We start from the raw sequence: 13,372 nt of genomic DNA, 5'->3' as shown, positions 1-13,372 counted from the left end.
GCGTCGCTCAGACTTGCACAGTTCGTTTTCTTGAATCGTTCGTGTTTATGAAGTAGGTTCGACGGCATGACAGCACCCCGTACACCGACCACCGCCGAAGAGCTGCGCGGTGTCGGCCTGCGGGTGACGGCAGCCCGAGTCGCGCTGCTGGAGACCGTCCGGGAGGGCGACCACCTCGGGGTCGAGGCGATCGCCACCGGGGTACGCGGCCGGGTGGGCCACATCTCGCTCCAGGCCGTGTACGAGGCCCTGCACGCGCTGACCACCGCGGGACTGGTGCGCCGCATCGAGCCCCCGGGCAGCCCCGCCCGGTTCGAGGGACGCGTGGGGGACAACCACCACCACCTCGTCTGCCGGTCCTGCGGCGCGGTCGTCGACGTCGACTGCGCCGTCGGCCACGCCCCCTGTCTGACCGCCTCCGACGACCGCGGCTTCGCCATAGACGAGGCCGAGGTCATCTACTGGGGCCTGTGCCCCGACTGTTCCACCGCCCGCAGCACCTGAGCGCCCGCAGGACCCGACGCCTGCGGTACGTGAGCATGTGATCCGACCAGTCCAGAAGGATTCCCCCATGACCGAGAACCATGATGCGATCGTGACCGACTCGAAGGCGGCGGAGGCGGGTGGCTGCCCGGTCGCGCACGGCGGCCGCGCGGCGCACCCCACCCAGGGCGGCGGCAACCGCCAGTGGTGGCCGGAGCGCCTCAACCTGAAGATCCTCGCCAAGGACCCGGTCGTGGCGAACCCGCTCGGCGCCGACTTCGACTACGCCGCGGCGTTCGAGGCCCTCGACCTGGCGGCCGTGAAGCAGGACATCGCCGAGGTGCTGACCACCTCGCAGGACTGGTGGCCCGCCGACTTCGGCAACTACGGCCCGCTGATGATCCGCATGGCCTGGCACAGCGCCGGCACCTACCGCATCAGTGACGGCCGTGGCGGCGGTGGCCGCGGACAGCAGCGCTTCGCGCCGCTGAACAGCTGGCCGGACAACGCCAACCTCGACAAGGCCCGCCGTCTGCTGTGGCCGGTCAAGAAGAAGTACGGTCAGTCGATCTCCTGGGCCGACCTCATGATCCTCACGGGCAACGTGGCGCTGGAGACGATGGGCTTCGAGACCTTCGGCTTCGGCGGCGGCCGCGCGGACGTCTGGGAGGCCGACGAGGACGTGTACTGGGGTCCCGAGACCACCTGGCTCGACGACCAGCGCTACACCGGCGACCGTGAGCTGGAGAACCCGCTCGGCGCGGTCCAGATGGGCCTCATCTACGTCAACCCCGAGGGCCCCAACGGCAACCCGGACCCGCTGGCCGCGGCCCGCGACATCCGCGAGACGTTCCGCCGCATGGCGATGAACGACGAGGAGACCGTCGCCCTGATCGCGGGTGGTCACACCTTCGGCAAGACCCACGGCGCCGGTCCGGCGGACAACGTCGGCGACGACCCCGAGGCCGCCGCGCTCGAGCAGCAGGGCCTGGGCTGGAAGTCCTCCTACGGCACCGGCAAGGGCGGCGACGCCATCACCAGCGGTCTGGAGGTCACCTGGACCTCCAAGCCCACCCAGTGGAGCAACGACTTCTTCGACATCCTCTTCGGCCACGAGTGGGAGCTGACGGAGTCCCCCGCCGGCGCCAAGCAGTGGGTGGCCAAGGACGCCGAGGCGATCATCCCCGACGCGCACGACGCGTCGAGGAAGAAGCTCCCGACGATGCTCACCACCGACCTGTCGCTGCGCTTCGACCCGATCTACGGTGAGATCTCGCGCCGCTTCCACGAGAACCCGGCCGAGTTCGCGGACGCCTTCGCCCGCGCCTGGTACAAGCTGACCCACCGCGACCTGGGCCCGAAGTCCCTGTACCTCGGCCCGGAGGTCCCGGCCGAGACCCTGCTGTGGCAGGACCCGCTGCCGCAGGCCGAGGGCGAGGTCATCGGCGCCGAGGACATCGCGGCTCTCAAGGCCAAGGTCCTCGACTCGGGGCTGAGCGTCTCGCAGCTGGTGTCCACCGCCTGGGCGTCGGCCTCCACCCACCGCGGCAGCGACAAGCGCGGCGGCGCCAACGGTGCCCGCATCCGCCTCGAGCCGCAGCGCGGCTGGGAGGTCAACAACCCGGACGAGCTGGCCCAGGTGCTGCGCGTCCTCGAGGGCATCCAGCAGGAGTTCAACTCCGGCGCGAAGAAGGTCTCCCTCGCCGACCTGATCGTCCTCGGTGGCGCCGCCGCCGTGGAGAAGGCCGCCAAGGACGCCGGTCACGCCGTGGAGGTCCCCTTCACGCCGGGCCGCGTGGACGCCACCCAGGAGCAGACGGACGTCGAGTCGTTCGCCGCGCTCGAGCCGACCGCCGACGGGTTCCGCAACTACCTCGGCAAGGGCAACCGCCTGCCGGCCGAGTTCCTGCTGCTCGACCGGGCGAACCTGCTGACCCTGAGCGCCCCCGAGCTGACCGTCCTGGTCGGCGGCCTGCGTGTGCTGGGCGCCAACCACGGCCAGTCCTCGCACGGTGTCTTCACCGACACCCCGGGCACGCTGACGAACGACTTCTTCGTCAACCTGCTCGACCTGGGCACGACCTGGTCGTCCACGTCCTCGGACCAGACCCTGTTCGAGGGCCGCGACGCCGCCACGGGCGAGGTCAAGTGGACCGGCACCCGCGCCGACCTGGTCTTCGGGTCCAACTCCGAGCTGCGCGCGCTCGCCGAGGTCTACGCGAGCGACGACGCGAAGGCGAAGTTCGTGAACGACTTCGTCGCCGCGTGGGTCAAGGTCTCGAACCTCGACCGGTTCGACCTGGTCTGATCCCGGACTCTCCGTCAGGAGAGACCGCGGACGGCACGACAGCAGCACGTCCAGGGCGCCCCGCCCGGTCCCACAGCGACCGGGCGGGGCGCCTCTGCGCGTTCCCCGGCGCGCTCCCCGCCGCGAACAGGCCCCCGGCCGACCGTGAACCGGCCGCGCCGTGACGGCTGTTGCGGCGCCGGGCTCCCGGGGCTGCCGGGGCTGCCGGGGCTGCCGAAACCATTGACGAGGACATGCAGGCCCCCTATCTTCTGGCCGAAGTTACGAACTACGTTCGAAATACCGGACAGGCAGTTCACGGACAAGGGACGGTCCCGTATGCCCCGGAACGACCGCCGCAGACCCCTGCTCGTCTGCGCGCCGGCTTCTAGCTCCTCCCCGCTTCCCTCCTCGCTCCCCCCGTCTGGAGAAGTCCTTTGAGAAGCAACGCCGTTCGGCTGGTCCTGGCCGGCCTCGTCGCCCTCGCGGCCGTCCTCGCCGGCCTGGGCGCGCCCGCCCGGGCCGCCGTGCCCGACTCCCCCGCGGTGACGTACACCAACCCGATCGCGGCGCAGCGCGCCGATCCGCACATCCACAAGCACACCGACGGCTACTACTACTTCACCGCCACGGTCCCCGAGTACGACCGCATCGTGCTGCGCCGGGCGACGACCCTCCAAGGGCTTTCGACGGCCCAGGAGGTCACCATCTGGACCAAGCACAGCAGCGGGGTCATGGGCGCCCACATCTGGGCGCCGGAGATCCACTTCATCGACGGCAGGTGGTACGTGTACTTCGCGGCCGGGTCCACCAGTGACGTCTGGGCGATCCGGATGTACGTCCTCGAAGGCACCGGCGCCAACCCGCTCACCGCGGCCTGGGCCGAGAAGGGCCAGATCAAGACCACCTGGGAGAGCTTCTCGCTCGACTCCACGACCTTCGTCGTGAACGGCGTCCGCTATCTCGCCTGGGCGCAGCGCAACCCGTCCGAGAACAACAACACCAGCCTGTTCATCGCCAGGATGGCCAATCCCTGGACGATCTCGGGGACCCCGGCGGAGATCTCGCAGCCGACGCTCTCCTGGGAGACCGTCGGCTACAAGGTCAACGAGGGTCCCGCGCTGATCCAGCACGGCGGCAAGGTCTTCATGACCTACTCGGCGAGCGCGACCGACGCCAACTACTGCCTGGGCATGCTGACCGCCTCCGCGACGGCGGACCTGACCGACCCGGCGTCCTGGACGAAGGGGACGCAGCCCGTCTTCGCCTCGAACGCCTCGACCTCGCAGTACGGCCCGGGCCACAACTCGTTCACGGTCTCCGAGGACGGCAAGTCCGACATCCTCGTCTACCACGACCGCGGCTACAAGGACATCACCGGCGACCCGCTGAACGACCCCAACCGCCGCACCCGCGTCCAGAAGGTGTACTGGAAGGCCGACGGCACCCCCGACTTCGGCATCCCGGTGGCCGACGGGGTCACCCCGAAGCGCTTCTCCTCCTACAACTACGCGGACCGGTTCATCCGGCACTGGGAGTACCGCGCCCGCGTCGATGCCGGGGTGAGCCCGCTCGCCGACTCGCAGTTCCGGGTGGTCACCGGTCTCGCGGGCAACGGCACGGTCTCGCTGGAGTCGGCCGACTTCCCGGGCTACTACCTGCGGCACAAGAACTTCGAGGTGTGGCTGGAGAAGAGCGACGGCTCGGCGGCGTTCGCCTCCGACGCGAGTTTCCACCAGCGGGCCGGTCTCGCCGACTCCGCGGGCGTCTCGTACGAGTCGTACAACTACGCCGGACGTTATGTCCGCCACTACAACTACGTGCTGTACGTGCAGACGTTGAGCACGGCCACGGACAAGGGAGACGCGACGTTCTACGCCCGATGAGGCCCGCTCCGGGCCGTTGAGACCCGGTCAGGTCCGAGGAGCACATGACGGCCTAGACTATACATAGCGTGTATACGCTCTATGTATAGTCGCGGCATGCCTTCTCCGACCAGGAAGACGAAGAAAACGGGGGCCAGGTTGCGGGCCGTCGCCCTCTCGGCGGCGGCCGCCTGCCTGGCGGTCACCCTGACCGGCTGCGGCGGCTCCGACATCACCCACCCGAGCACCGCCCGCGGCCGGCCCGCCGCCACCACCCAGGCCGCCCGCTTCGGCCCCGTCGACTGCCGCGAGGCGAAGTGCATCGCCCTCACCTTCGACGCAGGCCCGAGCGAGAACTCGGCCCGTCTGCTCGACATCCTCGAGGAGAGACAGGTCCCGGCGACCTTCTTCCTGCTGGGCGAGCGGCACATCGAGAAGTACCCGGACCTCGTCCGACGCATGGCCGCCGAGGGACACGAGGTGGCCAGTCACACCTGGGACCACAAGATCCTCACCCGGATCACCCCGGAGGAGATACGCGAGGAACTCCGGCGCCCCAACGACGAGATAGAGCGCCTTACCGGCCGGCGCCCCACCCTGATGCGGCCGCCGCAGGGCCGCACCGACGAGACGGTGCACGAGATCTGCCGCGAACTGGGCCTGGCCGAGGTGCTGTGGACGGTGACCGCCAAGGACTACACGACGACCGACCCCGCACTCATCCGACGCCGCGTCCTCGCCCAGGCCGAACGGGACGGCATCATCCTGCTGCACGACATCTACGACGGGACCGTGCCGGCCGTACCGGGGATCATCGACGCGCTGAAGGAGCGCGGCTACGTGTTCGTGAAGGTCCCCCAACTGCTCGCGCCGGGCACCGCGCAGCCCGGGCACGTCTACCGCTGACCGGGCCACCGCCTCGCGAAGGCGCGTCCGGACCTGTGAGACGGAGGGTCGTCCGCCGTCGGACGGCCCCGACTCCTTACGATCGACGCGTGGCCTTCTTCCAGCTCGAACGCACGGTGCCGCTCTCCCTCGACGAAGCCTGGCGCCGCCTGACGGAGTGGTCCCGGCACGGCGACGTGGTACCGCTCACCCGCGTCGACGTGCTCACTCCCGGGCCGAACCGGGAGGGCACGGTCTTCGTGGCGCGTTCGGGTCTCGGCCCGTTCGCCTTCGGCGACCGGATGGAGGTGACCGTATGGCAGCCGCCGTCCGACGAGGGGCCGGGCCGGTGCCGACTGGAGAAACGCGGCCGGGTCGTCCTGGGCTGGGCCGAGATCGAGGTACGGCCGGGACCGGGCGGCCGGGCCCGGGTGCTCTGGCGGGAGGAGCTGCGGGTGCGTCTCCTCCCCTCCGCGTTCGACCCGCTCCTCGCCGCCTCGGCCCGCTCGGTGTTCGGTCGCGCGGCCAACCGGCTCCTCCGCGGCCGATGACCGGGCGAGACGCGGGCGAGGACCGGACGAGAGCCGCGTCCGCAGGCCGGGGATCGGGTCGGCCGGGTCAGCCGTGGACGTGACGGCGGGCGGGCTCACCCGGCCGGACCGATCGGCCGTGCGGACGCGGCGAGTCAGGCCACGGAGCCGATCCGGCGCGCGGGCGTCGAGGCCGTGTCGTGGGGGTCGTGCCGGTCGTGATGGATGGGCGTGTGCGCGCCGGTGAGTGAGACCCCGCTGCCGCCGCGCCGCTCGGCCACGATCTCGGCGGCGATCGACAGCGCCGTCTCCTCCGGCGTACGGGCGCCCAGATCCAGGCCGATGGGAGACCGCAGGCGCGCCAACTCCAGCTCGGTCACGCCCACTTCCCGCAGCCGGGCGTTGCGGTCGAGGTGGGTGCGGCGGGAGCCCATCGCCCCGACGTAGGCGACCGGGAGCCGCAACGCCCGCTGGAGCAGGGGGACGTCGAACTTGGCGTCGTGGGTGAGCACGCACAGCACGGTCCGCGCGTCGACCTCCGTACGCTCCAGGTACCGGTGCGGCCACTCGACGACGATCTCGTCGGCCTCCGGGAAGCGGGCCGCGGTCGCGAAGACGGGACGCGCGTCGCACACCGTCACGCGGTAGTTCAGGAACTTGCCGACCCGCACCAGCGCCGACGCGAAGTCGATCGCGCCGAACACGATCATCCGGGGCGGCGGGACGGACGACTCGACCAGGACCGTGAGCGGCGCCCCGCAGCGCGAGCCCCGCTCACCGATCTCCAGGGTGCCGGTGCGACCGGCGTCGAGAAAGGCGCCGGCCTCGGCCGCGACCGTGCGGTCCAGCTCGGGGTGAGCGCCGAAGCCCCCATCGTGGTGGTCGCCGCCGTGAGCGGGGCCGCCGCGCGAACCGGTGTCGCGAGAGCTGTTCCCGCGCGAGCCGGTGTCGCGAGAGCCGCCGCCGCGGGAACCGCTGTCGTGAGGCGTGCTCGTACCGGAGCCGTTCGCGTCGCTCCCCCGGCGGCGGACGACCAGTGCCCGGCCGACGAGTTCGGCCGGGCCGGTCACGATCCGCGCCAGTGCCGTGGTCCCGCCTGCGGCGGCCGCCGCCAGAGCGGCCGCGATCACCGGGCGGACCCGGTCGCCGACCCGCACCGGCGTGACGAGGATGTCGATGACCCCGCCGCAGGTGAGCCCCACGGCGAAGGCGTCGTCGTCGCTGTACCCGAAGCGTTCCAGGACGGATTCCCCGTCCTCCAGCGCCTGCCGGCACAGCTCGTACACCGCGCCCTCCACGCAACCACCGGAGACCGAGCCGATCGCCGTGCCGTCGGCGTCCACCGCCAGGGCGGCGCCGGGCATGCGGGGCGCGCTGCCGCCGACGGCCACCACGGTGGCCACGGCGAAGTCACGGCCCTGCTCGACCCACCGGTTGAGCTCCTCGGCGATGTCCAGCATCTCTCGGTCTCCTCGAAGGCGATTGCGCGAAGGGCGTCGGTACAGGGGGCGTCGTGCGGAGGGCGGGTGCCCGGAGGGCGGGCCCTAGTGCACGCCCAGCCAGCTCTCGATCGGGTTGAGGGCGAAGTACACGACGAAGACCGCCGTCAGGACCCACATGAAGGCCCCGATCTCCCGTGCCCTGCCCTGTGCCGCCTTGATCGCGACGTAGGAGATGACGCCCGCGGCGACACCGGTGGTGATGGTGTACGTGAACGGCATCAGGACGACGGTCAGGAACACCGGGACAGCGGTCGCCCGGTCGGCCCAGTCGACGTGCCGGGCGTTCATCAGCATCATCGCGCCGATGACGACCAGGGCGGCGGAGGCGACCTCCTGCGGGACGATCGCGGTGAGCGGGGTGAAGAACAGACAGGCCGCGAAGAAGGCGCCGGTGACGACCGAGGCGAGACCCGTACGGGCTCCCTCGCCCACGCCGGTCGCCGACTCGATGAACACGGTCTGCCCGGAGCCGCCCGCCACGCCGCCGATCGCTCCGCCGGCGCCGTCGATGAACAGCGCCTTGGACAGGCCCGGCATCCGGCCCTTGTCGTCGGCGAGCCCGGCCTCGGTGCCGACGCCGATGATGGTGGCCATCGCGTCGAAGAACCCGGCGAGGACGAGTGTGAAGACGATCATGCCGACGGTCATCGCGCCGACCTCGCCCCAGCCGCCGAACTCCACGTCCCCGAAGAGCGAGAAGTCGGGCATCGACACCGCGCTGCCGTGCAGTTCGGGAGCTCCGCCCGCCCACTGCTTCGGGTCGACGACCCCGGTGGCGTTGAGGATCGCGGCGACGACCGTGCCGACGACGATGCCGATGAGGATGGCGCCGGGGATGTTCCGGGCCTGGAGCATGAAGATCAGCAGCAGCGTGCCGGCGAACAGCAGGACGGGCCAGCCGGCGAGTTCGCCCGCCGGGCCGAGGGTGACCGGGGTCGCCTCGCCCTGGTGCACGAAGCCGGACTTGTAGAAGCCGATGAGGGCGATGAACAGCCCGATGCCCATGGTGATGCCGTGCTTGAGCGCGAGCGGGATCGCGTTCATGATCATCTCGCGCAGGCCGGTGACGACCAGCAGCATGATCACGACGCCGTACAGCACGCACATGCCCATCGCCTGCGGCCAGGTCATCTCCGGAGCGACCTGGGAGGACAGGACGCCGGAGACGGAGAGCCCGGCGGCGAGCGCGAGCGGCACCTTGCCGAAGAAGCCCATCAGCAGCGTGGTGAAAGCCGCTGCGAAAGCCGTCGCGGTGATCAGGGCCTGCTGGCCGAGGGTGCCCCCGGCCGCGTCCTTGCCGGACAGGATCAGGGGGTTGAGCAGCAGGATGTACGCCATCGCCATGAAGGTGGTGACGCCGCCGCGCACTTCGCGGGCGACCGTGGATCCCCGCTTGGATATGTGGAAGTACCGATCGAGCCAGGACCGGCCGGCCGGGACGCGGGTGCCTTCGCCCGCGTCGTCGGCTGTGGTCCTGGGCTCCAGTGACTGCTGGGTCATGGGCCATCTCCCAAGGTTCAAAGGGACACCCGCGTGGTGCCTTCGGCTGGTCGCGGGATTTGGGAATGGACGACCCGGGGGACGGCCCGAGACGAACAAGGGGGGGTCGGGGTGGTCGTCGGGCGGGTCCGGGGGTGCGGCACCCCCGGACGACACCTGATCCGACCCCGGGGGGTCACGTTCCGGTGAGGTGCTCCGGACGTACCGGTGTGCGGTTGAGCTCCAGCCCGGTCGCGTTCCGGATGGCCGCGAGGACCGCCGGGGTGGACGACAGGGTGGGTGCCTCGCCGATGCCACGGAGCCCGTAGGGGGCGTGCTCGTCGGCGAGTTCGAGCACGTCGACCGGGATGGTCGGCGTGTCGAGGATCGTGGGGATCAGGTAGTCCGTGAACGACGGATTCCTGACCTTGGCCGTGCTGGGGTCGACGATGATCTCCTCCATGACCGCCACGCCCAGACCCTGGGTCGTGCCGCCCTGGATCTGACCGATCACGGAAAGCGGATTCAGCGCCTTGCCGACGTCCTGCGCGCAGGCCAGCTCGATGACCTTCACCAGGCCGAGCTCGGTGTCGACCTCGACGACGGCGCGGTGCGCCGCGAACGAGTACTGGACGTGTCCGAAGCCCTGTCCGGTGCGCAGGTCGAACGGCTCGGTGGGCCGGTGCCGCCACTCCGCCTCGACCTCGACGCTCTCGTCCTCGAGCACGTCGACCAGGTCGGCGAGGACCTCACCGCCGTCGGTGACGACCTTGCCGCCCTCCAGGAGCAGTTCGGCGGTGGCCCAGGCCGGGTGGTAGGAGCCGAACCTGCGGCGGCCGATCTCCAGGACCTTCTCCCGGACGAGCTCGCAGGAGTTCTTGACGGCGCCGCCGGTGACGTAGGTCTGCCGGGAGGCCGAGGTCGAACCGGCGCTGCCCACCTGTGTGTTCGCGGGGTGGATGGTCACCTGCGAGACGCCCAGCTCGGTGCGGGCGATCTGCGCGTGGACGGTGACGCCGCCCTGGCCGACCTCCGCCATCGCCGTGTGGACGGTCGCGACGGGCTCGCCGGCGATGACCTCCATGCGGACCCGGGCGGTCGAGTAGTCGTCGAAGCCCTCGGAGAAGCCGACGTTCTTGATGCCGACCGCGTAACCGATCCCCCGCACGACGCCCTCGCCGTGCGTGGTGTTGGACAGACCGCCGGGCAGCTGGCGTACGTCGGCGCCCTCGCTGCTCTCCCACTGGCGCTCCGGGGGCAGCGGCATCGCCTTGACGCGGCGCAGGATCTCGGCGACCGGCGCCGGGGAGTCGACGGGCTGCCCGGTCGGCAGGAGGGTCCCCTGCTCCATCGCGTTGAGCCGGCGGAACTCTACGGGGTCCAGGCCGAGTTCGGCCGCGACCTTGTCCATCTGCGCCTCGTAGGCGAAGCACGCCTGGACCGCGCCGAAGCCGCGCATCGCGCCGCAGGGCGGGTTGTTGGTGTAAAGGGCGATGGCCTCGATGTCGACGTCGTCGACGACGTAGGGGCCGACGCCGAGCGAGGAGGCGTTTCCGACGACGGCCGGGCTGGCCGAGGCGTAGGCGCCGCCGTCGAGGACGATCCGGCACTTGACGTGGGTGAGCTTGCCGTCGCGGGTCGCGCCGTGCTCGTAGGTGAGCTTCGCCGGGTGGCGGTGGACATGACCGAAGAAGGACTCGAAACGGTTGTAGACGATTTTGACGGGTTTTCCGGTGCGCAGGGCCAGCAGACAGGCGTGGATCTGCATCGACAGGTCCTCGCGGCCGCCGAACGCGCCGCCGACGCCGGCCAGTGTCATGCGCACCTTGCTCTCGGGCAGGCCGAGGACGGGCGCGATCTGGCGCAGGTCGGAGTGGAGCCACTGGGTGGCGATGTAGAGGTGGACGCCGCCGTCCTCCTCGGGTACGGCCAGACCGGACTCGGGGCCGAGGAAGGCCTGGTCCTGCATGCCGAAGGTGTACTCGCCCCGGACGACGACGTCGGCCCGGGCGGCGGCCGCTGCCGCGTCGCCGCGGACGATCGGCTGGCGGTGGACGATGTTGGGGTGCGGGACGTGACCGATGTGGTGGTCGTCGCGGCCCTCGTGGATCAGGATCGCGTCCGGGGCGGTCGCCGAGGCCTCGTCGGTGATGACGGGCAGTTCGCGGTACTCGACCTTGATCTTCGCCGCGGCGCGGCGGGCGGTCTCCGGGTGGTCGGCGGCGACGATCGCGACGGGCTCGCCGTGGTGGCGGACCTTGCCGTGGGCCAGGACCGGGGTGTCCTGGATCTCCAGCCCGTAGTTCTTCACGTCGGTGGGCAGGTCGTCGTACGTCATGACGGCGTAGACGCCGGGCAGGGCGAGTGCCTCGGACGTGTCGATGGACACGATCTCGGCGTGGGCGACCGTGGAGCGCAGGATCTGGCCCCAGAGCATGTCCTCGTGCCACATGTCGGACGAGTACGCGAACTCACCGGTGACCTTGAGGGTGCCGTCGGGACGGAGCGTGGACTCGCCGATGCCGCCCTTGGTGCGGGAGCCCTGGGTGACCTTGGTGGGGGTACCGAGGGGAATGCCGTTGCTGGGCATGGGGATCAGACCGCCTCTCCCTGCCGTGCGGCCGCCAGGCGGACCGCGTCCATGATCTTCTCGTAGCCGGTGCAGCGGCAGAGGTTGCCGGAGAGCGCCTCGCGGATGTCCGCGTCGGTCGGGTTCGGGTTGCGTTCCAGCATCTCGTCGGCCGCGACCAGCAGGCCGGGGGTGCAGAAACCGCACTGGACGGCGCCGGCGTCGATGAACGCCTGCTGGATCGGGGCGAGTTCGGTCCCCTCGCCGGTGTGGGAGTCGGCGCCCCCGGTCGGCCGGCCGTCGGCCCCGCCGAGGGAGGGCGACGCGCCCGCCGTCCCCGCTGCCGGTGTGCCCTCCAGGCCCGGAAGGCCCGGTGTGCCGCAGGAGCCGGTTGAGCAGCCGCCGTGCTCGGCGCGCTGCCTGGCGTACTCCGCGAGGCCCTCGACGGTCACGACGTCTCGGCCCTCGGCCTGTCCGGCGGCCACCAGGCAGGAGCACACCGGGACGCCGTCCAGCCGGACCGTGCACGAGCCGCACTCGCCCTGCTCGCAGGCGTTCTTCGAACCCGGCAGCCCGAGCCGCTCGCGCAGCACGTAGAGCAGGCTCTCGCCCTCCCAGACGTCGTCGGCTTCCTGCGGGCGTCCGTTGACGGTGAAGTTGACGCGCATCACGCGGCTCCCTTCGCGGTGCGGCGGGCGCCGCGGTACGACTCCCACGTCCAGGTCAGCGTGCGGCGGGCCATGACGCCCACCGCGTGCCGTCGGTAACTCGCCGTCCCCCGGACGTCGTCGATGGGACTGCTGGCGGCGGCGCACAGGTCCGCGAACTGCTTGGCGACCGACGGGGCGATGATCTTCCCGTTGTCCCAGAACCCGCCTTCCTCGAGCGCGGCGTTGAGGAACTCCTCGGCGGTCTTCGCCCGGACGGGGGTGGGCGCGGCCGAGCCGATGCCGGTGCGCACGGTCCGGGTCCGCGGGTGCAGCGCGAGACCGAAGGCGCAGACGGCGATCACCATGGCGTTGCGGGTGCCCACCTTGGAGTACTGCTGCGGGCCGTCGGCCTTCTTGATGTGGACGGCGCGGATCAGCTCGTCGGGGGCGAGCGCGTTGCGCTTCACGCCGGTGTAGAAGTCGTCGATCGGGATCCGGCGGGTGCCGCGAACCGACTCCGCCTCGACCTCGGCGCCGGCCGCCAGCAGGGCGGGGTGGGCGTCGCCGGCCGGGGAGGCGGTACCGAGGTTGCCGCCCACACCGCCCCGGTTGCGGATCTGCGGGGAGGCCACGGTGTGCGAGGCGAGGGCCAGGCCCGGCAGCTCGGCGCGCAGGTTCTCCATGATCCGGGTGTAGGGGACGGAGGCGCCGAGCCGCACGCTCTCCTCGCCGACCTCCCATTCGTAGAGGTCACCCACGCGGTTGAGGTCGAGCAGGTACTCGGGCCTGCGGTGGTCGAAGTTGATCTCGACCATCACGTCGGTGCCACCCGCAATCGGCACAGCGGTGGGGTGCTCGGCCTTGGCGGCGAGCGCCTCCTCCCAGCTGGCGGGGCGAAGGAAGTCCATGACCGGCTCTCTTCTTCGTCTCTTGAGTCTCGTGAGTCGTATCGAGCCAGAATCGGGTGCGGCGGGCCCGGCTCGTTCATGTGATGTTCACGCGGAGTGAGGCCAGTACACAGCGCCTTGCTCCGACCGGGTCAGTCACGGAAACCATGAAGGAGTTGGCTGGTCGGCCCGGGCATCTTGTAGATTCGTATGAACGGAGGTCCTCGGTAACCTC

Annotated in this window: 10 protein-coding genes; 5 read left to right on the top strand and 5 right to left on the bottom strand. The window is 70.9% G+C overall.

Annotation, left to right across the window (positions count from 1 at the left end):
* Positions 1 to 66: 66 nt before the first annotated feature.
* From AOQ37_RS30165 to AOQ37_RS30145, 5 genes are all read left to right on the top strand, one after another.
* On the top strand, positions 67 to 504 hold the full coding sequence (locus AOQ37_RS30165; RefSeq protein ID WP_062648904.1) for a Fur family transcriptional regulator: 438 nt from the start codon (positions 67 to 69) through the stop codon (positions 502 to 504).
* Between the two features lie 67 nt (positions 505 to 571).
* Positions 572 to 2,791, top strand: coding sequence for a catalase/peroxidase HPI (gene katG / locus AOQ37_RS30160; RefSeq protein WP_062648902.1), 2,220 nt, complete (start codon positions 572 to 574; stop codon positions 2,789 to 2,791).
* 416 nt (positions 2,792 to 3,207) lie between these two features.
* The gene (locus tag AOQ37_RS30155) at positions 3,208 to 4,656 is read left to right on the top strand and encodes a family 43 glycosylhydrolase (protein ID WP_062648900.1); all 1,449 of its coding nucleotides are present in this window, start codon (positions 3,208 to 3,210) and stop codon (positions 4,654 to 4,656) included.
* A 96-nt stretch (positions 4,657 to 4,752) separates the two neighbouring features.
* Complete coding sequence (locus tag AOQ37_RS30150) at positions 4,753 to 5,541, top strand: polysaccharide deacetylase family protein (protein ID WP_234437045.1); 789 nt, start codon at positions 4,753 to 4,755, stop codon at positions 5,539 to 5,541.
* 89 nt (positions 5,542 to 5,630) lie between these two features.
* Entirely contained in the window at positions 5,631 to 6,071 is a 441-nt protein-coding gene (locus AOQ37_RS30145) for an Immediate-early protein 2 (protein WP_062648896.1), read from the top strand.
* A 134-nt stretch (positions 6,072 to 6,205) separates the two neighbouring features.
* Here the strand turns inward: AOQ37_RS30145 and AOQ37_RS30140 are convergent, their stop codons facing one another.
* The 5 genes from AOQ37_RS30140 to AOQ37_RS30120 all read right to left on the bottom strand — a co-directional run bounded on the left by AOQ37_RS30140 (position 6,206) and on the right by AOQ37_RS30120 (position 13,158).
* The gene (locus tag AOQ37_RS30140; protein WP_062648895.1) at positions 6,206 to 7,510 is read right to left on the bottom strand and encodes an XdhC family protein; all 1,305 of its coding nucleotides are present in this window, start codon (positions 7,508 to 7,510) and stop codon (positions 6,206 to 6,208) included.
* An 84-nt stretch (positions 7,511 to 7,594) separates the two neighbouring features.
* Positions 7,595 to 9,052: an NCS2 family permease gene (locus tag AOQ37_RS30135; protein ID WP_062648893.1), complete on the bottom strand. Its 1,458-nt coding sequence runs from the start codon at positions 9,050 to 9,052 to the stop codon at positions 7,595 to 7,597.
* A 175-nt stretch (positions 9,053 to 9,227) separates the two neighbouring features.
* On the bottom strand, positions 9,228 to 11,621 hold the full coding sequence (locus AOQ37_RS30130; protein WP_062648891.1) for a xanthine dehydrogenase family protein molybdopterin-binding subunit: 2,394 nt from the start codon (positions 11,619 to 11,621) through the stop codon (positions 9,228 to 9,230).
* Positions 11,622 to 11,626: 5 nt separating this feature from the next.
* Complete coding sequence (locus tag AOQ37_RS30125) at positions 11,627 to 12,268, bottom strand: (2Fe-2S)-binding protein (protein ID WP_062648889.1); 642 nt, start codon at positions 12,266 to 12,268, stop codon at positions 11,627 to 11,629.
* A complete protein-coding gene (locus AOQ37_RS30120; RefSeq protein WP_062648887.1) occupies positions 12,268 to 13,158 on the bottom strand; it encodes an FAD binding domain-containing protein in 891 nt (296 codons plus the stop codon). Before AOQ37_RS30120 ends, AOQ37_RS30125 begins: the two co-directional genes overlap by 1 nt.
* Between the last annotated feature and the right edge of the window lie 214 nt (positions 13,159 to 13,372).

Source organism: Streptomyces maremycinicus, assembly GCF_001184025.1.
Classification (GTDB): domain Bacteria; phylum Actinomycetota; class Actinomycetes; order Streptomycetales; family Streptomycetaceae; genus Streptomyces; species Streptomyces maremycinicus.
Note: the sequence above shows the minus strand (reverse complement) of the source record. Positions and strands in the feature narration are given on the sequence as shown.

Excerpts from the sequence above, each read along its gene's own strand:
- AOQ37_RS30165 (WP_062648904.1), top strand. The coding sequence starts at position 67 with ATGACAGCACCCCGTACACCGACCACCGCCGAAGAGCTGCGCGGTGTC.
- katG (WP_062648902.1), top strand. The coding sequence starts at position 572 with ATGACCGAGAACCATGATGCGATCGTGACCGACTCGAAGGCGGCGGAG.
- AOQ37_RS30150 (WP_234437045.1), top strand. The coding sequence starts at position 4,753 with ATGCCTTCTCCGACCAGGAAGACGAAGAAAACGGGGGCCAGGTTGCGG.
- AOQ37_RS30140 (WP_062648895.1), bottom strand. The coding sequence starts at position 7,510 with ATGCTGGACATCGCCGAGGAGCTCAACCGGTGGGTCGAGCAGGGCCGT.
- AOQ37_RS30135 (WP_062648893.1), bottom strand. The coding sequence starts at position 9,052 with ATGACCCAGCAGTCACTGGAGCCCAGGACCACAGCCGACGACGCGGGC.
- AOQ37_RS30130 (WP_062648891.1), bottom strand. The coding sequence starts at position 11,621 with ATGCCCAGCAACGGCATTCCCCTCGGTACCCCCACCAAGGTCACCCAG.
- AOQ37_RS30125 (WP_062648889.1), bottom strand. The coding sequence starts at position 12,268 with ATGCGCGTCAACTTCACCGTCAACGGACGCCCGCAGGAAGCCGACGAC.
- AOQ37_RS30120 (WP_062648887.1), bottom strand. The coding sequence starts at position 13,158 with ATGGACTTCCTTCGCCCCGCCAGCTGGGAGGAGGCGCTCGCCGCCAAG.